This is a genomic window from Desulfallas sp. Bu1-1 (genome assembly GCF_015594625.1).
Taxonomy (GTDB): domain Bacteria; phylum Bacillota; class Desulfotomaculia; order Desulfotomaculales; family Desulfallaceae; genus JADNRQ01.
The window spans coordinates 1-24,472 of the sequence record NZ_JADNRQ010000014.1 but is presented as its reverse complement, the minus strand read 5'-3'; the positions used below and the strand labels follow the sequence as shown (position 1 = coordinate 24,472).

Genomic DNA, 24,472 nt, shown 5'->3' with positions numbered 1-24,472 from the left:
CTCACTGGTTTTTGCTTCCGTCCCTTTCCCTGCATCTTGGGCAAATCCCATAAAAATAAAGTGTATATTCTTCCACCAGATAGCCCTTTATGTTAAATGGAGTTTCTATTTCCAAAGGAGCGGCATCCAAATCATAAATGGATCCGCAAATCCGGCATAAAAAATGGCCATGGGGGGCAGGGTTCGGATCAAAATGCCTTTTATCTGCCTTTATCCTTATCTCTTGCAATTCCCCTGCTCTAGCCAATACTTCAAGGGTATTGTATACCGTCGCAAGGGACAATGAAGGGTACTGGGGTTTTGATCTTCATCCCAATGGACATCCTCATTTCTAGATCCCATGCTTCACGCTCTTTAACTTCTTCTTGCCAGGCTTCAGCATTTTCCTTAAAGCTGCATATGCATCATTTGTTTTTGTAAAAAATACTGCCTCGTTTCAATGCTGTCCTAGGAAAAGGGGTCAAGGACAATGCAGTTGGTCATGCTGCAGCGGCGGCGGGTAGGATGTCCTTTTCCACATCATTGCCCACCATCAGGTATTGTTTCTCGAGGTGGCTGGCATTCATCACCCTCTTTAGAGGTGGGTGCATTATGCCGAGATATGATAAAATAATGTTAGACGATTAGTAATTTTTATTATCAAACGGAGGTTTGCTTATGCCATTGATGTGGCTCGTTTTCCTTATACTCCTTTTACCTTTTTTCATTTTCATCCTTTTTTTCCAGGTGGCCGCCTTCTCTTTTACCAAGCTCGGGTTATCACCGGAGGGAGCGGTTTTGCTTTTTAGCCTGTCCATTATCGGCAGCGTGATAAACATCCCGGTACGAAAAAGATATCTTATCAAGCAACAGCACTTTTCCTTACCATTTTTCTTTTACTACCCGCCACGGGTACAGGAGCAGGTCATTGCAGTGAATGTGGGCGGCGCTGTAATCCCGGTGATTTTCAGCCTTTACCTTTTGGGGCGCGCGCCTTTTCTGCCGGCGCTCATTGCCACAGCCGTCGTGGCCGCGGTGGCAAAGGCTCTGGCGCGCCCGGTACGGGGAGTGGGCATAACCCTGCCGGCCTTTATCCCCCCGCTGGTAGCCGCCGCTTCAGCGCTGATCCTTGCCGGGGAAAACGCCGCCCCGGTTGCTTACATTTCCGGGGTCTGGGGCACCCTTATCGGCGCGGACCTGTTGAATTACCCCCGGTTCAGGGAGTTGGGCACCCACGCCCTGAGTATCGGCGGGGCCGGAGTATTTGACGGCATTTTCCTGGTTGGAGTGGTAGCCGCTTTGCTTGCGTAAACGGTTTAAGGGTAGATGATGGGGTATATGCATAACCCGGTTTACCGCCGCCAGGTCCAAGACCTCTGCCGGCATGGGGTGGGTATGCTGGGCAATGACATAAGCTGCCGGCCGGTCTTCAGCTTTCCAACCTGAACAGTTCCCTCAGTTCCGCATTGGAAAGCTCGCTGAGGCTGCTTTCGCCCGCGGCAACCACCAGCTCGGCCAGTTCCCTCTTGGCTGCCATCATGGCATTGATTTTTTCTTCAAAGGTACCCAGGCTGATCAGGCGGTGCACCAGCACCGTCCTGGTCTGGCCGATCCTGTAGGTTCTATCGGTGGCCTGGTCTTCCACGGCAGGGTTCCACCAGAGGTCGTAGTGGATCACGTGGGTGGCCGCCGTTAAATTCAGCCCCGTGCCTCCGGCTTTGAGGGAAACCACCATAACTGGCGCGGCATCTTGGTCCCCCTGGAATTTTTCCACCATTGCGTCCCGCTTTTGCCGGGGAACACCGCCGTGGAAGAAAAGGGCCTCCACCTGCAGCTCCTCCCGGATCAGTTCCACCAGCAGTTCGCCCATTTCCCTGTACTGGGTGAAAAGCAGGGCCTTTTCCCCGGCAGCTGCAATCTGTTCCAGCAGGGCCAGCGTTTTATCGGCCTTGCCTGAATGTTCCCTGGTAACCTTACCCTTTTTACTATATTGCACCGGGTGGTTGCAGATTTGTTTGAGCGAGGTCATCAACTTAAAGACCAGGCCTTTGCGGGTGATGCCCTCGCTTTGTTCTATCTCACCCATCACCTGTTCCAGCACCTGCTGGTACAGGGCCGCCTGTTCCTTGCTTAAATAACAGTTTTCTTCCTTAACCACCTTGGGGGGCAAGTCCTTGATAATAGACCGGTCGCTTTTAAGTCTGCGCAGCAGGAAAGGAGCGGTGGCTTTTTTCAGCCGGTCGATTTTCTCCCTGTCCCTGTATTTCTCTATCGGGAGGGCGTAGTTGCCGACAAAATCCTTTTGCCCGCCCAGATAACCGGTGTTGATAAAGTCAAAAATGCTCCACAGCTCCATCAGCCTGTTTTCCACCGGGGTGCCGCTTAGGGCGATACGGCTCCCGGCCTCCAGGGACTTAACCGCCCTGGTCTGATCACTATCCGGGTTTTTGATGTTCTGGGCCTCGTCAACGACCACCAGACCCCATTTACTTCTTTGAAATTTAGCTCTTTCCCGGCGCAGGACGCCATAAGAGGTAATAACCAGGTCCACGCCTTTGATGTTCAACCTGCGGCCGCTGCCGTGGTAGACGGCCACCTTCAGTGAGGGAGCAAATTTGCTGCATTCTTTGACCCAGTTGCCGATGAGGGTGGTCGGGCACACCACCAGGGCGGGCCTGACAAGCCTCCCTTCTTCCTTTAGCTTTAAGAGCACGGCGATCACCTGGAGCGTCTTGCCCAGGCCCATGTCGTCGGCCAGGCAGGACCCCAGCCCCCTGACGACATGATGATACAGCCACTTAAAGCCCCTTTGCTGGTAGGGGCGCAGGTTGGCCTGCAAGCCCGCCGGCAAAAGGACTTCCCCCGGCGCACCCAGGTCGTCCACCAGTTGCCGCAACAACCGGTCAGGGTTGAAAACCGCCCCCGCCGCCTCACCGGTAACCGCGGCCCTCAGCACCTCCATTGAGGAAAGGCGCGGCGCCGGGCTGCGCAGTTTGGCTAAAATACCTTCAACTTCTTCCGGTTTCAGGAGCAGGTACTGCTCCTTGAATTTCACCACACCCGATGCAGACTCCGCCAGCCGGCGAAATTCTTCCCCGGTCATGGTAACATCACCCAGGGACACCTGCCAGGCAAATTCCAGCATCTCATCCAAATTGAAATAGGAGACGGATTTTTCATCACCCTGCGTCTTCCTGGCCGCCAGCGCCAGCCGGGGTACGGCCATTTGCTTCAATTCTTTGGGGATCATCACCCTGATTCCCAGCAGGGAACATACCTGTTGTCCCCCGGTGACAAACTCGGCCAGGGCGGACGGGGAAAGGTTGGCCTGTTTATTTCCCTTATGGCTTAAAAGCTTTTTCAGGATGGGAATATGCTCCCCGGCAATGGTCAATTGGCGGGCCACTTCCCGGCGGACATATGCAACAGGCAAAGAGTACAGCTCCCCTTGGTTGGAAAACGCTTCTTTCAACGGCAGCACCGGTGCCAGCGGGTCATTTTTATTCTCGATATACACTTTAAGGGTGAATTTTTCCCTGCCGGAGCGGGGCAATCCTATTTTAAGCACCGGAGCAATTTCGGCGGGGTGCAGGTTGAGCCAGCCCAGCCAGTCGGATATGGCTTTGGCTGTTTGTTCTTCTTCGAATTTTTCCACCAAGTAAGGCTCCCCGCAGAAAAAAGCCCTGGCCGTTTTATCACCGGCATCCGGTTTAACCCCGGCAAAGCGATTGACCAGGTGGGTTAGGACCAAAGTAAGAAATTCCTCCACGGCTGCGGGACCGTCCAGAATCCCCTTTTCCTTCCGGCAAAAGATCATGCCGGGTGGCATTATTGAAGCGAGATACTCCACCACCTGCCGCAATTTTCCGAACCGGTCCATAGGCCGGTAAACAACATAAAAATTACCCCACCCGCCGGTGTCGGCCTTATCTGCATCCAAGTTTCTCAAAACCGGTATAAAAGATAACGACCTGGCCAGCGCCTGGGCAACTGCAGTGGCCGCGCTTAAAAAATCCGCCCAGGGGGATGTCCGGTTAACGGGCAGTTTGAAGGGAAGGGAAAGGAACAGATCTAAAACAGCCCCCATCGGCAGCAGCAGGCCCTTTTTTCTTTTTAAGATTATTTTCTCACCTGCCGCCAGGGGCAGATCCAACATTTTTTCCTCCCCGGCCGGGGAAAACTGAAAGGCGGGGTCAATCTTTCCCTCTCCGGCAGTAGGCAGCAAGGTAGTAAAAACGGAAATTGCCTGCCGGAACTGCTGCTTCCCGTGGTTTTCAAGCAAAAATTTTTTCAGTTCAGCGGTAGAAGGGTAAATGAGGGTAAAGGCCATATCCTTGAAGGAAAAGCGGTTTTCCACCAGCAGCTCAAGGTTGGCCATGGAATTGGATATGTTTTTATAAGCCTTTAAGAACAGGGTCTTAAAGTCTCCACCGGGGTAAAAAAGGGGCGCGTCGTCCAGAAGAGCGAATATGGATTCGCTCTCCCTGCTGTCAGCCAAGGCACTTAAGTCGACAGGTATTTCCCCCGCCGCCTGTGCTGCCTGTTCCGTGTTTTGCGCCGCTGCCCCGCTTTTCGGCCAGGAAGGAATAACTTCTTGATAAGGCACAAAAACAGGCGCGCCGGCGGCCATCATTTCAGCCGGGGCGGAAGCGGGTTCGGCCGCCGGCTCCCGATTGATAAAACCTGCCTCCTGCATCAGTTCCCGGGCCTCGACATTACGCAATTTGAACAAGATTAACGGGTCCTTGTCGATTTCGTTGGCGATGATATAATAAACCGCCGCCAGGTGCTTGCACGGGTTGGCCCAGTCCGGGCAGGAACAGTGGGCGGTTATGTCACTCCAAGTTTTCGGTAAAAGGTAAATATTATTTTTCTCCAAAAGCTGCAGGATTTTTTCAGGAAGCCGGCCCATAGACAGTTCGGCAGCCAGGGCCGGGTCCCCGGATACTATGGCTCCGGCAGTTTCCCTTTCCTGTCGTGAAAATTCCTTAAGCTTGATCTCGATTTTGTACGGAGTAGGGCGGGTGCCTCTCACCCTGGCCCGCACTCTTCCCGACACGTCTATACTAATCTCACTCACCCTGCCGCCGTTGGCATAACTTCTCCCCCGGGGCAGGCGATTAGTGTTATGGTCTATTCTTTCCATTGCTTCGACCCAGGCATTGCCCCACCAGGTCTTGCCGTATTTTCTACTCCTTGCCATCTTAACCCCCTCCTGGATAGATCAAAGCCTGTCAGTGGGCTGCTGGTTTCGCTCCGCTACCCGGTTACCCAAAGCTCGCCGGGTGCTGTTACCGCTACTACGCAAGCAGTTCGCTTATGTACAATACCACAGCAGTCTAATGTTTTGGTGAATAGTAACTTATTTATTAAAACTGTATTATTTACTTCGACGATATTTCGGTCAATCCTGTCGCGTATTGGTCCAATACCCGCATGGAACACCGGAACCGGGGGCGGAAAGGGGACACACCTCCTTCGGAGGAATGTCCCCAACGCACCCGTAAATCCCACTTGACAGGTTTCTATAAACCGGGTTATTATATGCATAGATTTTTGGGTCTTTTGGGGCAATATTTATAACCGGAGTGAGATAGATGACTTTGACCCGGCGAAGAAAAGAATTTTTACACAAGATTAAAAAAATATACGAAAATACCGGTACACCCGTACATTATATCACCGTAGCCGAAGCGCTGGGGGTCAGCAAGTGGACAGCATACGATATCTTAAAGGAACTGGAGAAAGAAGGTTATTTGCGCAGCGAATATTCCGTAAGCCGTGAAGAAAGGTACTCGGGACGTTCGGTTCTTCTATTTCTTCCAACCCCAAAAGCCGGGGAATTATTCCTGAGAGAAAAAGAAGAAATCGACCACATGGAAGAATGGCACGCTGCCCGGGAAAAACTTCTCGAAATATTTGAAGATGTTAAAAAGCACGGCTCGAAAAAAATTATCGATGACCTCCTGAAAGAGATGCCGGCCACCGAGGCGCCGATAATAATCAGCACATATATAATAGCCGTATTGATTGTTTACGTTCAAAACCTGGGTGCAAAAGCCGTAAAAATGATAAAAAATCTGCTGCAGCCGGCCCTCAGGCCCGAACTGATCCTGAGCCTGTTCGCGGGCACGGTGCTGGGAGCAACGGTCAAAAATATGCATGACGTCATAAACGGCCGGCTGGCCGATGAAGTGGGCCGGCTCCAAAAATATATCTCTGAATTTAGCGCCAAAGAAAATAAATTGCTGGTAAAATTTTTGAGTGATGCTTTAGAACGGTCAATATAAAATTTTTTTGGGCAGTAGTTTGGTCTTTTTGGCGTTTTGTGTTTTATTGGTAAACCCCAAAGATATGTGGGTGCATCTTTACTAAACTCGCGTCAGGGAGGTGACCCTGCATATAATTTTTCTTTAACAACCACAAAAGGAAGAGAAAATTATACTAATATGGAGGTATCAGAGGAATGCAGTGGAAAACGGCAAATCTCGACTTCGCCAAAAACTTTGTAAAGGAACAGGTCCTCCGCCAGGCTCTGGGCTACCTCGAAAAAGACCCCGAAGTAAACTTGCCGAAAATTCTCAACCTGGTAAAATTGCTTGCCATTAAGAAGGAACACAAGGAACAGGTGGAGCAGGTAGCCCTGGCCTACCGGCAAAACCCGGCCATCCGGACTTTCGTCAACCGGCTGTTCGTCGCGACACATCCCAACATCAAGCACCGCCTGATCTATAACTGGTTCATCAACGCCATGATTTTCGGCATTCCAAAACAGACGCAGATGTCGCAAAAACACGGGGTACATGTACCAAACTTCTTCCTTGTGGATCCGACCGGCGCCTGTAACCTGGCTTGCGAGGGCTGCTGGGCCGGCAAGTACGCGAAAAAGAATTCGCTTAGTTTCGAAAGGTTGGACCGTCTCTTTACCGAAGCCAAGGAACTGGGCATTTACTGGGCGGTCATGTCCGGCGGGGAGCCGTTCGTTTACCCGCGCCTGTTCGAACTGGCCGGTAAGCACAGCGACATGGCGTTCATGGTTTATACCAACGGCACGCTAATCAACGAGGAGGCGGCCGGTAAAATCGTGGAGGTGGGGAACCTGTCACCCGCCATCAGCCTGGAAGGCCGGCGGGAACGCACCGACGCCCGCCGCGGCGCCGGCACCTTTGACAAAGTAATAGGTGCTATGGACTTGTTGAAGGAAAGGGGAGTCATATTCGGGGTGTCGATTACCGTTACCCGGGATAATGTAATGGAAGTCACCAGCGACGACTTTATCGACTTCCTGGTCGACAAAGGAGTTACTTACGGCTGGTTCTTTCACTATATTCCCATCGGGCGGGATCCAGATCCGGAACTGATGGTGACACCGGAACAGCGGGCCTACCTGGCCGAGCGCATTCCTTACATCCGCACCCACAAACCGATCATGCTGGCCGACTTCTGGAACGACGGTGAAATGACCGGCGGCTGCATCGCCGGCGGGCGGCGGTATTTCCACATCAACGCCGCCGGAGACGTGGAGCCCTGCGCCTTCGTCCACTTCGCCGTCGACAACATCAAGGACAAGACCCTGCTGGAAGTCCTGCGGTCACCTTTATTCGCCTCCTTTCAAAAGCGCCAGCCCTTCTGTGAAAATCACCTGCGGCCCTGCCCGGTTATCGACAATCCGGATGCGCTGCGGGCAATCGTGGCCGAGTCGGGGGCCCGTCCCACTCACCCGGGAGCCGAAACGGTGCTGGAAGGGCTTGTAGCAGAATCCCTGGACCGGAAGGCAAAAAATTGGGCAGCCGTTTGCAATGCCATTTGGGAGAAACGCAGGAGCGGGCACCAGGCACAAAGCGCATGCCGGAAATGCGAATAATCCAATTACAACGGGCACTAACGTCGAACTTGAAAAAATAGCCCGTGCCAGCAAGGAGGTGAAATTAATGAATAGCATTAAAAAGATGTGGAAATCACTTAAAAATATCTTATTCCGCAGGAAAAACAGGTAAAAACAGCATACTTTAATATTTAATCAACAGATTTGAGAAAATATCCTGCGAGATGGATAAGGGCCGAGTCTATTAGATAAATAGGCTCAGCCCTTAATTTTATGAACTTACTGGTTTTTGCTTCCGTCCCTTTCCCGGCATCTTGGGCAAATCCCATAAAAATTATCAGCCTTTCACCCTCTCAATCCTCGCGACGACCTCACAATGGCTGGTATGGGGGAACATATCCACCGGTTGCACCTCCTGTAATTCGTACCCCAATCGGGCCAGGCGGCCGATATCCCGGGCCAGGGTGGCCGGGTTGCACGACACGTAAACCACCCGCCGGGCCCCGCTTCTGGCCACAGCGTCCAGCACTTCGGGACGGCAGCCGGCGCGGGGCGGGTCCAGCAGCACCACGTCCGGGCGGTAGCCCACGGCAACGTGTTCCGGCAGCACCCGTTCCACCGCGCCCCGGAAAAACCGGACATTATTCGCCCCGTTGAGGGCGGCGTTGGCCCGGGCGTCCTCCACCGCCCGGGGCACGACCTCATATCCCCGCACCGCACCGGCGTAACGGGCGACGTACAGGGTGATGGTGCCCACCCCGCAGTAGGCGTCGGCAACTTCCTCGCCGCCCCGCAGGGCGCAGTACTCCAGGGCCTGACGGTAAAGCACCCCGGTTTGCCGGGGGTTGACCTGGTAGAATGACGCCGCGGAAATCCGGAATACCAACCCGTCCAGTTCGTCCAGGATGTAATCCCTGCCGGCCAGCACTTTATATCTGCCGCCCGGCTTTTTTCCACCCGCGCGCGTGAGTGCCATTACCGACACCACCCGGGGGATGCCGGCAATACGGAGGCCCAAATGATTAAAACCCCTTGCCTCACCCTTATTTCCCACCAGCACGACCATGATTTCACCGGTGCCGCCCCGTCGCAGCATGACTTCCGCGGGCAGGTCCACGCCTGCCGGGCTGTTTTCAAGTATTTCCCGCACCGCCGTCGCAACTCGGTTAAGTTCCCGGTGGGCCAGCAGGCATAAATCCCCGCCGTCATTTTCCATACCGGCCACCAGCCGGTGCGACTCCGGGGCAAAAAACCCCAGGGCCACTCCACCGGAATGCCGGCGCACCTTGAAACGCACGTTATTGCGGTAATGCCGGGGATCTTCCATGCCGATCATTTCCCGCACGTTCGCCCCGGCTACACCCCCGATGCGGGCCAAATTTTGCCTGACCAGTTCGGTCTTCAGCCTCAACTGCTCCTTGTAAGCCACGTGTTGTAAACTACAGCCGCCACATTGCGCCGATAAGCCACAGGCTGGTTCTTCCCTGTGCTGCGAGGGGGTGAGAATTTGCAGCAGCACACCGCGGGCGTAGTTCCGCCGCAATTCGCTGATTTGAACCGCCACCCGCTCCCCGGGGACGGTGCCGGGCACGAATACCACGGCGCCCCCCACCCGGCCCACGCCCTCACCGTCATGATTGATGCCCGTAATTTCAACTATAACCTGCTTGTCCTCCAGCATTAGGAACACCTCGTTTCTGGGGTCAGGCCTGTCTTAACTATATTAACTATAAAATTTATATATATAAATAATGGAGTTAAGAAATTAGGAAAGGCCTGACCCCGTGAAAAGTATTATGCCGTTATCGAAAGTGAATCCCGCACCCGTTTGAAATCACGCGGGCCCCACGTGCCAAGATCCACCGCCTGGAGAATTAACCCCGCCGCCCGGTACAGGTTGCCCGCCTGAACGTTTTCCATGGAAATCGACACCGGCAACCTTATCTCCTGCCTCTCTCCCCGGGCTACGGAAACCACCAAGTGCACCCTGTTGCGCTTTTCGTTGCAACAAACCAGCTCAATACCGGTAACCCGGTAATCCCGGCTCGTTACTTCTTTTTCCACCCGATCCAAGAAGTCTCTGATCAATTCAAACACCCCGTTTGGATAGTCTTAGCTCTATTGTATGCTAATTATCTAAAAATTTAGCCTATTTACTTCCCAAATGTCAAAAACAGCACCCTACCGGATATTCATTTAGTTCATAGAATTCAAGCGATAAATCTTATGGAAAGGATGAGAATTTCGACTACAATAATACAGGTATGCCACCATAAATTTCAACATCCTTCAGCCCCACCCGGCACCCCAGGGCGTAAATCTCCACCCCTGCGCCGCTGGCCCGGCGCAGGGACCGGCCGAAACGGGGGTCAGTGCCGTCGTTGGGGGTGAAGTAAATGCCGTCCTGCCGCTGCACCACAAAAATCACCGCCGCCCGGTATCCCTCGCGCCGGGCCAGCGCCAGCTCATCCAGGTGCCTGGCCCCGCGCAGCGAGGGTGCGTCGGGGAAGCGCGCCTCCCCTTGTTCCACCAGGGTCACTGATTTTACTTCCACCAGGCATTGCTCTCTGTTACCGGTGAGCAAAAAATCCACCCGCCCCTCCCGGTAAGGAAACTCCCGCCGCACGCCCGTATATCTTTCAAAACCGGGCAGCGCCCCCTGCCGGAAGGCGTGGTCCAGCAGCCGGTTGGGGAGCAGGGAATCCACCGATACCAGGATTCCACCGTAATCCACCAGCAGCAGCGAAAACTCCGTCCGTCGCCCCGGCCCCCCGGACGGGGCAAGGTAAACTGCGGCGCCGGGTACCAGCAGTTCCCGCATCCGGCCCGAACTGGGCACGTGGGCAAGGGCATCCCTGCCGTCCACATTGACCAGGGCCACAAACCTGTTCTTGCGATCCACAAACCGGGCCTTCACCAGGTTTTTCGGCAACGGCAGCCGGCACAATCTCTCCACCCCCCGCTTTCCACCCCAAAATAAAACTTTTGACCCGGCAAGTCAAGCCAAAAACAATCCCTTACCGGCAAATAAATTATGATAGACATAGCCTGAAGTTTGTGATATGCTATATGTGTATTAGTTGATGTAGTACACCTAATACATCCCGGGAGGTGATGCGGTGTTTAAAATAGACCAGCGCAGCAGTACGCCCATTTACCAGCAACTGGTCCAGGAAATCAAGGAAGCCATCCTGAAAGGAATTTTACAACCGGGAGATAAACTGCCGTCCGTGCGGGAACTTTCGGTACAATTGACGATCAACCCCAATACCATCCAAAAGTCCTACCAGGAGCTGGAAAGACAAAAAGTGATTGAAACGCTGCGGGGCAAGGGCACATTTGTCAGCTTGAATTATAAACCCAGCGTAGACAAGGAAAAACTGACCGTTTTAAAAGAAAACCTGAGAAACATTTTGGTGGAAGCCCATTACCTGGGGATGAAACACGGGGAGATTCTCCAACTGGTAACCCGACTGCTGGAAGAATTAAACATAAAGGAGGGGCAAAATTGATCCGGGTGGAGCACTTAACCAAAACCTTCGGGGAATACCCGGCGCTTGACAATATCGATTTCGAGGTGCAACCGGGTAGCGTCTTCGGCCTTGTGGGGCCGAACGGTGCAGGCAAAACAACGCTGATTAAAACCATCATGGGCATATTGCTGCCCGACCGGGGACGGGTGCTCATCGACGGCCACGACGTGCACCGGAACCCCGGGATCAAAGCCCGCGTTGGCTATGTGGCCGATGATCAAGGCTTTTACCCCCATTTCAAGGTCCGGGATATGATCAAGTTTTACCGGAATACCTACGTCAACTGGGATGAAAAGCGGTTTCAGGAGCTTTGGCATTTATTTCCACTACCGGAAGGTAAAAGGGTCAGACACCTGTCCAAAGGCATGCGCACCCGGCTGGCCGTGCTGTTGAACCTGTCCATCGCGCCGGCGGTACTGGTGTTGGACGAACCGACCTCCGGGCTGGATCCCGTGCTGCGCCGGCAGTTGTTAAACATATTAGTGGACGAGGTGGCCCATCGCCAGACCACCATCCTGATATCCACCCACAATCTTAATGAGTTGGAAAGGATCTGCGACCGGATCGGCATCATCCATAACGGCCGGGTGTTGTTTAACGAAAGTCTGGAAGAAATGAAGCAAAATGTACGTAAAATCCAGGTGGCCGTGAACGAGCCGCTGCCCGAAGAGTTCCTCAAACAAGCGAACATTCTCAAAGTTGAGCGGCGGGGCCGGGTATATACTATCGTGGTGCGGGAAAATCCCGGTGGAGTAATGGCAGAACTTGAACGGTACCGGCCCCTGCTTTTGGAAACCATTGATATGTCTCTGGAAGACATCTTTATTTACCGGATGGGAGGGATGGGTTATGGGTTGGAACAAACTATTGCCCAATAAGACCCTGCTCTGGAAGGAATCCAAAAACAGCTGGGTAATGGCCGCCGCGTTTTTCGGTTACATCACCTTTGGCGCCAGCTTTAAGCTGATCAAGGAAATATTGACCTATCTGGACTGGCAAAGAATGAACAACCACCAGATGGCGGACACCTTTTACGGCATGTATGATATCGCCCGCTTGCTATCTTTTAACGAGGCGAGCGCCGGTTTTGGTTCGGTTCTCATCACCATCATGCTGGCGGCCACCATGCTGGGCCGGGAGCGGGACCTGAACTCCTTTAATTTTCTGCTGGCCATGCCCTATTCCCGGCGCGAAATTATCTACAATAAATTTATGTACGGCTGGACGCAAATTGCGGCCATCTTTGGCCTCAACGCTTTAATCATGACCCTGCTGTTATGGACCGTTCCCGGCATTGAATTCCCCTTTCACGCCGCGGACATCTGGGCCTGGGCGTTAAGAAACATACTGGTTTTGGGATTCGTGTTTTCTTTTACCATGGCGATTTCCAGCATCAGCGGCACAACGTTCGGCAACGGGTTACTGGCAATGATATTTTTGTACTTTCCACTGGGTCTATCCTTATTAATCATGTTTAATTTGAATTACTGGAACATAATGTTCAGACACGCGCTTTTTTTGAACACCGATATTGTCCTTTTGCTCACCGTGCCCACCTACATTATGCAGGATGATGTTCTTCTCGAGCAAAACCTGCCGCTGGTTTACGGGGTTTTGCTGGTTCTGACCGGCGGCCTGTACCAGCTGACCCAGTATTTGTTCAACAAAAATCACCTGGAGAAAAACGGGGAAGTGCTGGTGTTCGAGCAGTTTGAGTGGTTCTTTAAACTTGGTACGGCTCTTTGTTTTACCCTGCTCGGAGGGCCACTGGCAATGCGGTTGTTTTTCCCCCACAGCGGGCATACAGGTGCCGCCCCGGGCGTCATTATTTACTTACTACTGGCGGTTTCTTTCTGGTTTGCCGTTCATTACCTCATTAAATGGCGGAAAACGGTTTAGGGTGACCGGTACTCCAAAATACTACCAATATAATAATACATCTGTTATAGTTACTTTAAAGGAAGGGGGTTTTTAATGGTGCAAACAGAAACTATCACCCGTTTATACACATACGACGACTACCTTATGATAAAGGGCGATAACCAGTATGAGCTAATTGGGGGTGAATTGATATTGGTTCCAGCGCCTAAAACATACCACCAGCGAATAAGTGGTAGATTGTACCGCATTATTTCGGAATTTGTACTAAGCAATAAACTGGGCGAAGTAATGTATGCACCCGTCGATGTTTTACTAACCGAAAAAGATAAACCCCAACCGGACATATTTTTTATTGCAAAAGATCGCCTGGACATTATTAAAGAACAACATGTTGACGGCGCACCCGATTTAATTATAGAAATACTTTCCCCCTCAACAGCAAGTCGTGATCGTGTGGAAAAAAGCAGATTGTATTTTACCCACGGAGTAAAAGAATATTGGATTGTCGACCCCGATAGTATGGTGGTCGAGATACTTACCCCCGGCGAAAAATACTGGCAAATTGCCGGCACATATAACCAAAAGGAAACTTTATCCTCCCCGCTTTTGCAGGGCTTAAATATTAATTTAATGGATGTTTTTACAGGGTTAACTCCCGGTAAAAATTAAGTGGTGGCGTTGGGATCGAGTAGGAGGGGGAAACCATTTACATGGCCTCCCCCTCTTTTGTTTATCCTATACTGGTGTTACTATTTAAACCCGCGGCGCTTGGCGTCCAACAAGCGGGACGCCGTATCCCGCGGCCTGGTTTTTGCATTTTCGCCCGGCCCGGCTTGCCCCGTTGCTTTTTCCGGCCCGGCGGCCCGGCCGGGGGCGGTTTCATCGTGGCCCGGCGCCGCCGCTCCGGGCCCGGCCGAGTCACTCCGGGATGGCCGGGTCCGGTAACTTGCAACGGAGGATGTGGCGAATGGTGCCTTGGAAAGGTCGCCCTCTTTTTCCCCGCCCGCCGCGCCTTCGGGCCCGGCAACCCGGCGGCGGCGCAGATCCCGCACCCGGGACAGCGTATCACCGGTCCAGGCGGGCTGCCCGCCATCCCGGGCTCGCCCGGGCATTAGCCGCTGCCGCAGCCGCAGCCCGAAACGCCGCAGCACGGCCCGTTCCTCCTGCCCCAGCGCAAGGCGGCGCCCCGCCACGTCCCCCAGCCAGAGCAGCGCGGCCAGGGCCAGCAGAGCGGCGGTTAAATCCCGCCGGGCCCGCACCGGGGGCAGGTTATCGGCAAAGGCTTGCTTGGGCTGTTCCAACACGGTGCCGCCCCCGGCCCTGGCGATGGCCTCAAGGGCGTCCATGTCCACGCCGGTTTCCCGGTATTCCGGCGGGTAGGGCGCCACCGCGCCACCGCGGCCCAGCACCTGGCCATTGTCTTTGCCCGTCCCGGTAACGGTGACCAGGTAGGCGCCCGGTTTGTCCACTGCATGACGGGCTTCGTAACGACCCGGCCCGGCGGGCTCAAGCGGCACCTCCCGGGTACCGCCGTCCGGTCCCGTAACCAGGGCGCTTAAATGGCGCACCTCCCGCCAGTTTCCCGAGTCTTCCACGTCAATTTGCAACAATTGCCCGCCCGCGGTGGTGCCGGAGGAAACCACTTCGGCCCGCACCTGCAGCGCGCCGGAATTGTCCGCGGGGAGAATCCAGGAGAGCACGTTCCCCCACAAGCGCGGGAAAATATCTCCGGTGGACCAGGCGGCGCTCCAGCGCCCGCCCGTGTCGGGCGTCCAGGCTACCGCGCGGCCCAGCCCGTACTGCCAGGCCGCCAGCACGGGGTCGCCCCGGGGCGATACCAGCAGGGTTTCCGCCAGGTCTTTGGGAGAAACCGCAATGTACCCGTCCAGGGGGGGCACCGCCTCAATGCCCCTCAGCAGTATGCCGGCTGTCGCCACCCGGGGATAAAAACGCTCGTTCACCGCAAAACTACGGGTGGCCATGAGGGTCTCCTTGGTAAAGATGGACGGGATGCTATCCGCGTCGGCCGTGGCGTAAAAACGGCCCCGGCCCAGCTCGGACAAAGCCCGCAGCATCCCGCCGTCGGCCTCGGCACCCACGGCCACCGTGCTCAACGTAATCCCGGCCGACCTCATGTCGGCCAGCAGCGCCTGGTAGTCGCCGCCGCTGGCCGAGATACCGTCGGTAAGCAAAATAATGTGCTTCACCCGGGTGGGCAGGTCCCGCAAAGCCTGGTAGGCCGCGAGCAGCGGCGGGTAAATTTCCGTGCCGCCGCCGGCCTGGATGCTCCCGATCTGCCGGCGCAGGTGCTCCTTGTTCTCCACCGGACCCGGGGGCACCACCCACCAGGGCAGGCTGTCAAAGGCCAGCACGCCCACGCGGTCCCGCTCGGTCAACACCGTAATACTGCGGGCGGCGGCCTCCCGGGCCAGGGCGATCTTTGCGGCGCCACCGGCCGGCGCATCCATGCTGCCCGACTTGTCGATCACCAGCACCAGGCCCAGCGAGGGCAGTTCCCCCCGCCCCTTGATATCCATGTGCACGGGCAGGGCGCGCTCCACCGGCGTGCCGGCGTAACCGCCGGGCCCGTAGGAGTCCGGCCCGCCGGTCATGACCAGCCCGCCGCCGGCGTCCCGCACGTAGGTCTCCAGCTCGCGCATCACCCCTTCGCCCAGGCTGAAGGCGGGCACGTTAACCAGGAAAACCGCCTGGTAGCGGGCCCAGCCGGTAAGGCCCCGGGGCGCCGCGCCCGGTTCCTTCACATCCACCTCAACCCGCCCGGAGGCGTGCAGCGCCTCCACCAGCGCCCGGGCTTCACCGGCGCGCTGCGCCAGCACCAGCACCCGGGGCGGGCCGGCCACCTCCTGGACGCCCCCGGCCTCGTTATTGGCGGCAAAGGCGTCGATAGCGCGACTTTCGGTCATAACCCGGACCCGGTAGCGGTGCATACCGGCATCGCCCGCGGGAACCGGCATGGCCAGCCGGTTTTCTCCCGGCCGCAGGTTTACATCCCGGGCGGCCAGCAGCTCACCGTCCCGTTCCAGGAAAAGCCTGGCCGCGGCGGCAACGTCCGAACGGATTACCGTCTCGACCACGGTGTTTTCCCCGACCCGGGCCCGGGGGGCTACGTGCATGGCATCCAGCCGGATGTCGGCGCCGGCGCCGGTTCCCACCGGCACCACGTCCACCCGCACCCCTTCGGCGCGCAGCGCCCTGGCCGCGGCCACGGCACCGTTACCTGTATCGCGGCCGTCGGTAAGCAGCACCACCCTCTGCCTGGCGTCCCCGGGCATAATGGCCCGGGCGAAACGCAGCGCCTCGCCGATGTTACTGGCCTCTTCGCCCGGGTCGGTGGCGGCGCGGTAGAAATCGGGCCGCTTGCCGGGCGGTTCCTCCACCAGGGCTTGCCGGCCGAATGAGACCACACCCACCGTGGCGTCACCGGGCTTGACCGCCAGCGTCTCCCTGATCCACCGCTCCCCTTCGCTTAGGGCGGGGCCCACGCTGGCCGATTTGTCCAGGGCCAGCACCACCGCTTGCCGGTGGATCAGGCTGACCAGGCCGGGGCCGGTCAGCGCCGCCACCAGCAGCGCCAGCAGCGCCAGCCGGGTATAAAGCCGCCTGCGCTCCCGTCGTTTCTGGATCGCCGAACCGGCCAGGCGCAACCAGGGCAGCCTGAGGTACCAGGCCAGCAGCCCCAGCGCGGGCAGGATCAACCACCAAAGTGGATCGGTAAAACTAACGCCCACGACTGGTCACCCCCCATTCCGCAATAATCACCAGCAGGGCAGCCATAGCCAGCCACCGGGCCAGGGGCAGCGCCCGCCCGGACCCGCGTCCCGCCTGTTCCCCTGATCCCGGCGGGGCTTCGGGACGGCGCGGGTCGCGCACCCGCAGGTCGGCCTCCGCCGCGTGATAACCGTTTACCGCTATTTCGTACACCGAGCTCCCGCCTTCCCGGTACGCAATCAGCCGGTACAAGCCGGGTTCACCGGGGGTCCAGGGGGAGGGCGGAAAGGGCGGGGCCAGCTCCCACGCCGCGCCGTTGTCGCTTTCCACCGTCATACCCGTGGCCCGGGGCGGGGGCAATATTTTCACCTCGTCGCCAGGCCGCACGCGCTGCGGCACCCCCAACCCCGGGGGCAGCAGCCAGTCCAGCGTATTCTGCATCAATACGGGGAAGGCGGGGCGCAGCGGCAGATCCGAACGGTGCAGGTCTACGGACCACACGGCCATACGCCGCCCCTCCGCTTCACCGTGGGCAAACAGCACGTGCTTGCCCGAAACGATGTCCGCAGTCCAACCCGCGCCGGCCCGGATTGCCCGGGCGTCCCTGATGTTTGTCCCGCCCAGGTCCACGTACTTCAAAAGCGGGCTGCCGGGCTGCGGCACCGGCCGGACCCGGTCCACGGCGGCGCCTATGGTAAGCCCCGGCACCGGTGAGCCCGCCGGGGGATCGACCAGCAGGGCGGCCCCGGGCGGCACCGGCCCGGCCAGGCCGTCCAGCACGGTAATGTCGTACGGGTAGGCGCCCTGCAACAATAGCTCGTAGCGCGCTCTGTCGGCCAGGTAAACTTCCGTTCGGGGCATTAAGGTCAACACGCGCTCCAGAAATAGATTGCCGCTGGAAACCAGTAAAACCCTGCGCTTGGTTTGGTTGGCCGGAACCGCCCAGGCCCGGTTGTCCAGCTCCAGAAGGTCCATGGCGGGGTTATCCGGCTTCAGCTCCGCCGCCACGGTAACGCCCCGGGGCAAATCGGGCCACAGCAGGTATTCAGCCTGTCCCGGACCGAGCTTCCATTTCCGGCTGCCCGCGGGGTAATTCCCCGTCGCCAGGGAGACGGTGCCCGATGCCGGGCGGGAGCCGTGGTTCACCACCATAACCTGGGCAGCCTGCCCGGAATCCCCGGGGCGCAGGTTCAGGGCCGCGATGGCCACGCTGGCGTCTCCCTCGCCCACCGGGATAAAATCAAACGCCACGGCGGCGTCGCCCGGCGGCTCAAAACCCCCGTCGCTCACGAGCACCACCCGGGGGTTGTCGTACTGCTCCACCAGGGCCCGGACCAGCGAAAAAGCGGGGCCCGGGTCGGCGGCACAGGCGGAGGGAGTGATTTTCTCCAGCGCCCGGCGCACTTCACCGGGGTCCGTGCCGTCCCGTACCAGGACCCGGGGCTCGCGGTCAAAGGCAATCACCGTGATGGAGGCGTCGCCCCGCAATCCCTCGGCCAGCGACACCACCTCGGCCCGGGCCCGGTCGAACCGGGTGCCGTTCCCTTCGGCCGCCCGCATGCTGGCGGAGGTGTCCAGCAGCACAATGGCACTGCGGGAGGAAACCGGGGCGAGCCAAACCGGCCCGGTGGCCGCCAGCACCAGCAGCGCCGCCGCCAGCAGTTGCAGCCATAGCAACAGGCGGGACTGCAGGCGCTGCCAGGGGCGACTGGCCTCCAGGTCGGCGGCCACCGGCCGCCACAGCATCGTGCTGGGGATCAAGGTTTGCCTGCGCCGTGGCCGCAGTATGTATAAAGCCAGTATGGCCGGCAGGGTCAGCGCCAGCCAGAACAACCAGGGATGATTAAACGCCACTCCACCCACCTCCGGGGTCAGGCCTTGAATAAGGTTATCCTCCCGTAATTGTCAGCACTCCCTTTGCGGGCAGGTTGCGCAAAAGGATTTCGGGCAGCGGTTGCCCGCTATCAATCAATACCCGCCGGGCACCCCAGCGCCGGCAGCTATGATCCAGCGCATCAAAAAAGCCCGCCAGGCGCCTGCCGTAATCCTGCAGCGCCGCCGGGGTGAGGGATACTTCAACCTGCTCCCCCGTTTCCATATCCACCATTGTCCACTCTCCCTCACCCGGCGGCTGGAGTTCGCCGGGCGCCAGCACCTGCAGCAGGGTGACGGCCAATCCCCGGCCGGCCGCCTGGCGCAGCATTTCCTCCACCCCCCGGGGATCCAGCAGGTCGGAAAAAACGTAAAGGTTTGCAGCGCCGGGCATGGCGGCAAGTCCAGCCCGCAGGCATCCCGCCAGATCGGTGCCTCCACCGAAAGCGGCTTCCGCCAGCCAGCTCCATAGCAAGGGCAAATACCTTCTTCCATCCCGGGAAGGAAATACACGCATACGGGTGTTTTTTCCCAGCTGCAAGTCACCACGTGAACCCGCGCTTTCGTGAACATTGCCGGATTCCTCCGGTATGCCGGAAAAATCCCGAACCAGGTTATCCCCCGTGCCTCCCTCTTCGCCGGCACCGGCAATATCGTTTGACGTCGCGGGTCCGGAACCGGCCACCACGGCCAGACGGTCGTTTCCAATCAGGGCACAGGCGCCCAGGCCGGCGGCAATGCGCAGGGCGCAGCGCCCCTTGTGCTCGTCCCCGCCGCCCCAGTCCATGGAAGCGCTGGTGTCAATAATAAAAAGAACCGAGTCCTGCCGCTCGTCCCGGTATTCCTTCACGTAGAGCCGGCCCAGCCGGGCGTAGGCCTTCCAGTCGACCCGCCGGAGCTCGTCCCCCGCCGTGTATTCTCGAAAATCGGAAAACTCCACCCCACCGCCCTTCCGGGGCGAGCGCCTTGGGCCGGCGTGACCGTCCGGTACGGGACGGTGCCGCGCCAGCCTGTATCTTTCCAACCGCCCCAGCAGGCCGGGGTCCAACAGGTAATTTTTATCCACCTGGCGTCACCTTCCAGTAAGGCTTTTATCCAACTCGGCACGGCTACTGTTATACTTGTAAAACCTTCAAATGCCCCGGCTCCAACAATAATGGATGCCAACAACCGCAAGCGCAATTATATGTCCCGCATTTGACGGCTCAAATTGGTTGCCTTAAAGCTTATCTTAATATCTTGATTATATAGTTAATACAGTTATTCAAGGCCTGACCCCTGAGAGGAGTTCTTCGATGAGGTCGTCCGGGGTGATTCCCTCGGCGGCGGCCTCGAAGTTCAGGATCAGGCGGTGCCGCAGGGCCGCCCGGGCCACCTTGCGCACGTCCTCATAGCCCGCACCGGGGCGCCCCGCGCGCAGCGCTTCGGCCCGGGCGCCGAGCAGTAAAGCCTGCAATCCCCGCGGGCCGGAACCGTAACGGACAAACCGGCGCACCCCGGGGATGGCCTCCGCAGTTTCCGGGCGGGTGGCCAGCACCAGGCGCACGGCGTAATCCATGATGTCCTTGACCACAACCACCCGGCGTACCAGCCCCTGCCAGTATTCAATTTCGCCGGGCTGCAGGATCGTTTTAACGCCGGGCTCTTCGGCCCCGGTGGTCAGTGCGCCGATGGCCAGCAGTTCCTCCGGCGAGGGGAAGTCCACGTTGACTTTAAACAAAAAGCGGTCCAGCTGGGCCTCGGGCAAGGGATAGGTGCCCTCCATTTCCAGCGGGTTCTGGGTGGCCAGCACGAAAAACGGCCTGGGCAGCGGGTAGCTGGTCCCCCCCACGGTCACGGTCCGCTCCTGCATGGCCTCCAGCAAGGCGCTTTGGGTTTTGGGAGTGGCCCGGTTGATCTCGTCCGCCAGCAGAATATTGGCGAACACGGGGCCGGGGGCAAACCGGAACGGCTCCCCGGCGATCTTCCCATCATAAACCTGGGTGCCGGTGATGTCCGCCGGCATCAGGTCCGGGGTGAACTGGATGCGGCGGAAAGACAACCCCGTCACCCCGGCCACCGCCCGCACCAGCGCGGTTTTGCCCAGGCCCGGCACACCCTCCAGCAGCACGTGACCACCGGCCAGCATGGCGACCAGCACCTGGTGGACAACTTCTTTTTGCCCCACGATCATCGCGCCGATAGCTTGCTCCATTTCCCGTAAACGCCGGGTGACGTCCCCCAGGGCCCGTTCGACGGCCTCAACAGCCTCACGATCCGGTTGGGAAACCGCCGGAGCGGGTTCATTCAGCTCTTTTATTACCGGTGCATCTTGTTCCTTCAATACTATCTCTCTCCTATCTCAAAACAACCCTGAAAAGGATTACCCGTAACTTGCATGTGGTACTCCGGTAGTTCCTTTCGCTCCCTTCGTATTTTTTTAACGAAAACCGCCTCTGAAAACCTACGGCCTTGTACCGTAAGAATGAAAGTAAATACCTATAGACCGGGCCTCCCGGTAAATGCCGGGATGTAGCTCACAAGGAAAGCGTAAGATCTGCACTTTGACAGGCAGCGTTCCAATGACATGAGAAACTTTCCGGATGAAACCCCCGGGCTTGTCCCGGAGGAAGTTCACTTTTCACCCTCTTCCTGGTTCAGGGCGTTGAAGTACCGCCAGACCAGGTTTTCCATGTCCGGCGGCAGAGGCGCCCGGCTCAATGAATCGTGCGCCTCCGCCAGGTAACGACCGTATACTTCGGTATAGGGGCGCACCGCCCCAAGGGTGGTGGGGGACCGGTTCAACCCGATTGCACTGCCCCGCTCACCCTGCCGGACCTGGCCCGGCACCCGGGTTTCCTCGCCGCCGGCGTCCGGTAAAAACGGGGTGTACACCATATCCATGCCGCTCCCGGTGCGCCCGGCCCCGGGTCCGCCGCTGCCCAAGCCGCCGTTGCCCGTGCCGCTGTTGCCGTTGTTTCCCTTTCCGCCGGAATTGCCGGACCCGCCGTTGCCGTCGCCGCTTGCTCCGTTGCCCTGGCCGTCGCTGCCGGGCGCGTTGCCGTTGCCTGAATTGGCGCCATTCCCCGCGCCCGCGGAGGTATTACCGGCGCCGGAACCACCGCTGCTCCCGACGGCCACGGCCGTTCCCCCGGTTGCACCGGCGCCGGTCAGACCACCGGCCAGCGCGGCCAGGCTGGCTGACGCGCCGCCCAGCGCGTTGCCGGCTACCGCCGCTTCGGCCATGCCCGCCAGCGCCCCGGCCAGCGCATCCGCCGCCGCGGCCATCTCCGCGCCACCCGGCCCGGAACCACCGTTGCCCGCGGCCGAACCGGCCGCCTGGTTACCGCCGCCCAGCGCGGCCCCGGCGGCTTCCTGGAGCGCCCGCCGTAAAGCGGGGTCGTCAACCGCGGCGGCACTGCTGAACAGAACGCCGGCAATTTGCTTTCTTTCTTCCGCCCCGGCCTTTTGCAGCGCCCCCGTCAAATCCCGCACCGCTTTTTGGATATCATCCCGGCTGCCTTTTTGTAACGCCCCGGCCAGCTTGTGCCACTCTTTCCCGTTCATGCTTCCCCAGGCGGCGGCCAGCCGGCTCAAGTCACGCTGCGCCGAAGTACCGGTGACGGCCTGCGCCTCGTCCAGCCGCCAGCGGGCCCGCTCCAGCCGGTCGGCGGCTTCCCGCCGGTCCCCGGCATTTTTTACCTCGCGGGGCAGTCCCGCCAGTTCTTTCCTCACTTGCTCGGGCAGCACGTTTTCTCCGTTCACCTTGAGATTACGCACGCGCTCCACGGTGGCTTTAGTCTTTGCCGCCGCCGCGGCCAGCGCCTCCCGCTCCTCTTTGACGTTCGCCCAGTAGGAACCCAGCGGGTTGGGCACCAGCAGCATCACCAACAGCAGCGCCGCCAGCAGCGCCACGTCCCGCCAGGGAAGCCACCGGGGGATTACCGGGTAAACCCCGGGCTGATCCGTATTAATCCCGGCGCAGGCGCTGATTCCCCCGGCCGCCGCAGCCCGGGACCAGGCATCGGTCGCGCCGGCTTCCAACAGCCGGTAAGCTGTTACGGCGGCGCCTCCGGCGCCCAGCAAGTCCGCCACGCGCACCACCGCCAGCGCGTCCGGGCGACGATGGAAGCGCAGCACCGCCACCACGGGCACCGCCGCCCCGCCGGCCAATAACGCGGCGGCGGGCGGGTACAGCGGGTACAACCAGGACAAGGCCAGCGCGGCGCAGGACACAGCCAGCCCCCACAACAACGCCAGCCGGAGGCTTTCCACCCAGTAACGGGCGAAGATCCTGTCGCCCAGCGGCCGGAGCGCCCGGGCCAGCTCCCGGCCGGGCCAGCGGCCCCGCCCGCCACCCGGATTTAATTTACCGCTTGTTCTAAACACGCGATCATCCCCCGCTATTACTTATTCAAGGCCCGACCCCTGTGCCAGGGCTTGCGGGGGGCGATGGCCACCACCGCAATGACGAGGGCGGCGAGGGCCAGCACCGCCTGGTTCAGGGCGAAGCGGGCCCAGAAGGGCCAGGCCGCCATACCGGCGGGTTTTTCCTCCGTCCCCGCGCCGGGTCCGGCATAGCCGCGGGAATAGCCCATCTTCATGGCGTATTCCCGCATGTACCCGGGTTGGATCTGGCGCATCAACTCGTTCATCACCGAGCTGATCAGGGGGATGCCGCCCCCCGGGGTGATATCACCGGTGCCCGGCAGGGCGTCCGTCAAAGCGGACAACGGGCTCATGTACACGTACCAGGGTACTCCCGGCGGCTGAAAACCGGGCTCACCGGGATAAGGGCGCGGTCCCTCGTACGGGTTGCCCCCGGCGCTGATACCGGCCACCACCAGCGTGCCGAAAATCAACAGAAATACCAGCACCAGCGAAACGATGGTGGCGGCCTGGCTGCGCCTCAGCAGGGCGGACAGGCACAACCCCAGGGCGCCGTAACCAAGCCCGGTCAGCATGCAGATGAGCACCGCCATGAGCATGGAGGAAAGGGGCACCCCGCCGAAAAGATAAACCAGGGCCAGCAGGGGCAGCGCCGCCAGCACCAGGAACAGCAGGTAGGCCACGGAAGCCAGCCATTTGCCCAGCACGATGCCGGTGAGCGACGCCCTGGTCACCAGCAGCAAATCGTAGGTACGCCGTTCCCGCTCGCCGCTGATGGCGCTTGCCGACACGGCGGGGGCGATGAACGCCAGCAGCAGCACCAGGCCGAAAACCAGGATACCGTAAAAGGATAGTCCCACCTGGGGGAAAATCTGGCTGCTTTTTTCCAGGTTGAGCCAGAGAAAGGCCACCGTGCCCCCGCTGAGCAAGCCGAGGTACAGGGTGAGCAGCGCCGGGGACCGCCAGCCCCTGGTGCGGGACCGCATTTCCTTCCCCAGCATGGGGGCCAGGCCGTTGCGCAGCCCGGACCAGAAATTGTTCCACCCCGTCTTTATTCCGCTTGACCGGGCATACATATCCCATTCACCTGGTTCAAAAAAGCTCACAATACCTAACAAGCTGTTAGTTTTTGTGAACCCGGCCTCCCCATGACCAGGTTTTCGCTCCTTTCTGGATTGGGTTTGCCTACCCCCGGGAGCAGGCTATAGCGACAGGGAGACCTCGGCCCCGGGAGTCCCACCCGGACGGGAGAACTGCACAGCCGGGGCGCAGAACACGGGCTATT

General features: G+C 58.7%; 18 protein-coding genes. 7 read left to right on the top strand and 11 right to left on the bottom strand.

The window, feature by feature from the left end; all coding sequences use genetic code 11:
• Position 1: 1 nt before the first annotated feature.
• Positions 2 to 283, bottom strand: a complete 282-nt coding sequence (locus IT084_RS12465) for a transcriptional repressor (protein ID WP_195713229.1) — start codon at positions 281 to 283, stop codon at positions 2 to 4.
• A gap of 494 nt (positions 284 to 777) precedes the next feature.
• On the opposite strand from IT084_RS12465, the gene IT084_RS12460 reads away from it, so the two are divergent.
• Positions 778 to 1,290, top strand: a complete 513-nt coding sequence (locus tag IT084_RS12460; RefSeq protein ID WP_243276950.1) for a DUF1614 domain-containing protein — start codon at positions 778 to 780, stop codon at positions 1,288 to 1,290.
• A 118-nt stretch (positions 1,291 to 1,408) separates the two neighbouring features.
• Here IT084_RS12460 and IT084_RS12455 read toward each other — a convergent pair whose 3' ends face one another.
• A complete protein-coding gene (locus IT084_RS12455; protein ID WP_195713227.1) occupies positions 1,409 to 5,182 on the bottom strand; it encodes an SNF2-related protein in 3,774 nt (1,257 codons plus the stop codon).
• 394 nt (positions 5,183 to 5,576) lie between these two features.
• Here IT084_RS12455 and IT084_RS12450 point away from each other — a divergent pair, with 394 nt between their 5' ends.
• Complete coding sequence (locus tag IT084_RS12450; protein WP_195713226.1) at positions 5,577 to 6,269, top strand: LexA family transcriptional regulator; 693 nt, start codon at positions 5,577 to 5,579, stop codon at positions 6,267 to 6,269.
• A gap of 176 nt (positions 6,270 to 6,445) precedes the next feature.
• Positions 6,446 to 7,843, top strand: coding sequence for a radical SAM protein (locus IT084_RS12445; RefSeq protein ID WP_195713225.1), 1,398 nt, complete (start codon positions 6,446 to 6,448; stop codon positions 7,841 to 7,843).
• Between the two features lie 298 nt (positions 7,844 to 8,141).
• On the opposite strand, the gene rlmD is transcribed toward IT084_RS12445, so the two are convergent.
• The 3 genes from rlmD to sfsA all read right to left on the bottom strand — a co-directional run bounded on the left by rlmD (position 8,142) and on the right by sfsA (position 10,760).
• Positions 8,142 to 9,485, bottom strand: a complete 1,344-nt coding sequence (rlmD, locus tag IT084_RS12440) for a 23S rRNA (uracil(1939)-C(5))-methyltransferase RlmD (protein ID WP_195713224.1) — start codon at positions 9,483 to 9,485, stop codon at positions 8,142 to 8,144.
• Positions 9,486 to 9,598: 113 nt separating this feature from the next.
• On the bottom strand, positions 9,599 to 9,892 hold the full coding sequence (locus IT084_RS12435; protein WP_195713223.1) for a hypothetical protein: 294 nt from the start codon (positions 9,890 to 9,892) through the stop codon (positions 9,599 to 9,601).
• A gap of 160 nt (positions 9,893 to 10,052) precedes the next feature.
• Positions 10,053 to 10,760 (bottom strand): DNA/RNA nuclease SfsA, encoded by a 708-nt coding sequence (sfsA, locus tag IT084_RS12430; protein ID WP_195713222.1) that lies wholly within the window; start codon positions 10,758 to 10,760, stop codon positions 10,053 to 10,055.
• A 163-nt stretch (positions 10,761 to 10,923) separates the two neighbouring features.
• On the opposite strand from sfsA, the gene IT084_RS12425 reads away from it, so the two are divergent.
• The 4 genes from IT084_RS12425 (at position 10,924) to IT084_RS12410 (ending at position 13,887) form a co-directional block, all read left to right on the top strand.
• A complete protein-coding gene (locus tag IT084_RS12425) occupies positions 10,924 to 11,316 on the top strand; it encodes a GntR family transcriptional regulator (RefSeq protein WP_195713221.1) in 393 nt (130 codons plus the stop codon).
• 5 nt (positions 11,317 to 11,321) lie between these two features.
• Positions 11,322 to 12,215: an ABC transporter ATP-binding protein gene (locus IT084_RS12420; RefSeq protein WP_313885475.1), complete on the top strand. Its 894-nt coding sequence runs from the start codon at positions 11,322 to 11,324 to the stop codon at positions 12,213 to 12,215.
• Positions 12,187 to 13,236 (top strand): ABC transporter permease, encoded by a 1,050-nt coding sequence (locus tag IT084_RS12415; RefSeq protein ID WP_195713219.1) that lies wholly within the window; start codon positions 12,187 to 12,189, stop codon positions 13,234 to 13,236. The genes IT084_RS12420 and IT084_RS12415 overlap by 29 nt, the downstream gene beginning before the upstream one ends.
• 75 nt (positions 13,237 to 13,311) lie before the next feature.
• Positions 13,312 to 13,887, top strand: a complete 576-nt coding sequence (locus IT084_RS12410; RefSeq protein WP_195713218.1) for a Uma2 family endonuclease — start codon at positions 13,312 to 13,314, stop codon at positions 13,885 to 13,887.
• A gap of 80 nt (positions 13,888 to 13,967) precedes the next feature.
• On the opposite strand, the gene IT084_RS12405 is transcribed toward IT084_RS12410, so the two are convergent.
• The 6 genes from IT084_RS12405 to IT084_RS12380 all read right to left on the bottom strand — a co-directional run bounded on the left by IT084_RS12405 (position 13,968) and on the right by IT084_RS12380 (position 24,263).
• Positions 13,968 to 16,967: a VWA domain-containing protein gene (locus IT084_RS12405; protein WP_195713217.1), complete on the bottom strand. Its 3,000-nt coding sequence runs from the start codon at positions 16,965 to 16,967 to the stop codon at positions 13,968 to 13,970.
• The gene (locus IT084_RS12400; RefSeq protein WP_195713216.1) at positions 16,957 to 18,801 is read right to left on the bottom strand and encodes a BatA and WFA domain-containing protein; all 1,845 of its coding nucleotides are present in this window, start codon (positions 18,799 to 18,801) and stop codon (positions 16,957 to 16,959) included. Before IT084_RS12400 ends, IT084_RS12405 begins: the two co-directional genes overlap by 11 nt.
• 34 nt (positions 18,802 to 18,835) lie before the next feature.
• Positions 18,836 to 19,885, bottom strand: coding sequence for a DUF58 domain-containing protein (locus IT084_RS12395; protein WP_195713215.1), 1,050 nt, complete (start codon positions 19,883 to 19,885; stop codon positions 18,836 to 18,838).
• Positions 19,886 to 20,083: 198 nt separating this feature from the next.
• Positions 20,084 to 21,142 (bottom strand): MoxR family ATPase, encoded by a 1,059-nt coding sequence (locus IT084_RS12390; protein ID WP_243276949.1) that lies wholly within the window; start codon positions 21,140 to 21,142, stop codon positions 20,084 to 20,086.
• A gap of 290 nt (positions 21,143 to 21,432) precedes the next feature.
• Positions 21,433 to 23,187 carry a hypothetical protein gene (locus tag IT084_RS12385; RefSeq protein WP_195713214.1) on the bottom strand — a complete coding sequence of 585 codons (1,755 nt, stop codon included), beginning with the start codon at positions 23,185 to 23,187 and terminating at the stop codon, positions 21,433 to 21,435.
• 17 nt (positions 23,188 to 23,204) lie between these two features.
• On the bottom strand, positions 23,205 to 24,263 hold the full coding sequence (locus IT084_RS12380; protein WP_195713213.1) for an ABC transporter permease: 1,059 nt from the start codon (positions 24,261 to 24,263) through the stop codon (positions 23,205 to 23,207).
• Positions 24,264 to 24,472: the final 209 nt, after the last annotated feature.

Bases quoted from the DNA above. Each gene is read 5' to 3' on its own strand.
- IT084_RS12455 (WP_195713227.1), bottom strand. From the start codon at position 5,182: ATGGCAAGGAGTAGAAAATACGGCAAGACCTGGTGGGGCAATGCCTGG.
- IT084_RS12450 (WP_195713226.1), top strand. From the start codon at position 5,577: ATGACTTTGACCCGGCGAAGAAAAGAATTTTTACACAAGATTAAAAAA.
- IT084_RS12445 (WP_195713225.1), top strand. From the start codon at position 6,446: ATGCAGTGGAAAACGGCAAATCTCGACTTCGCCAAAAACTTTGTAAAG.
- rlmD (WP_195713224.1), bottom strand. From the start codon at position 9,485: ATGCTGGAGGACAAGCAGGTTATAGTTGAAATTACGGGCATCAATCAT.
- IT084_RS12415 (WP_195713219.1), top strand. From the start codon at position 12,187: ATGGGTTGGAACAAACTATTGCCCAATAAGACCCTGCTCTGGAAGGAA.
- IT084_RS12410 (WP_195713218.1), top strand. From the start codon at position 13,312: ATGGTGCAAACAGAAACTATCACCCGTTTATACACATACGACGACTAC.
- IT084_RS12380 (WP_195713213.1), bottom strand. From the start codon at position 24,263: ATGTATGCCCGGTCAAGCGGAATAAAGACGGGGTGGAACAATTTCTGG.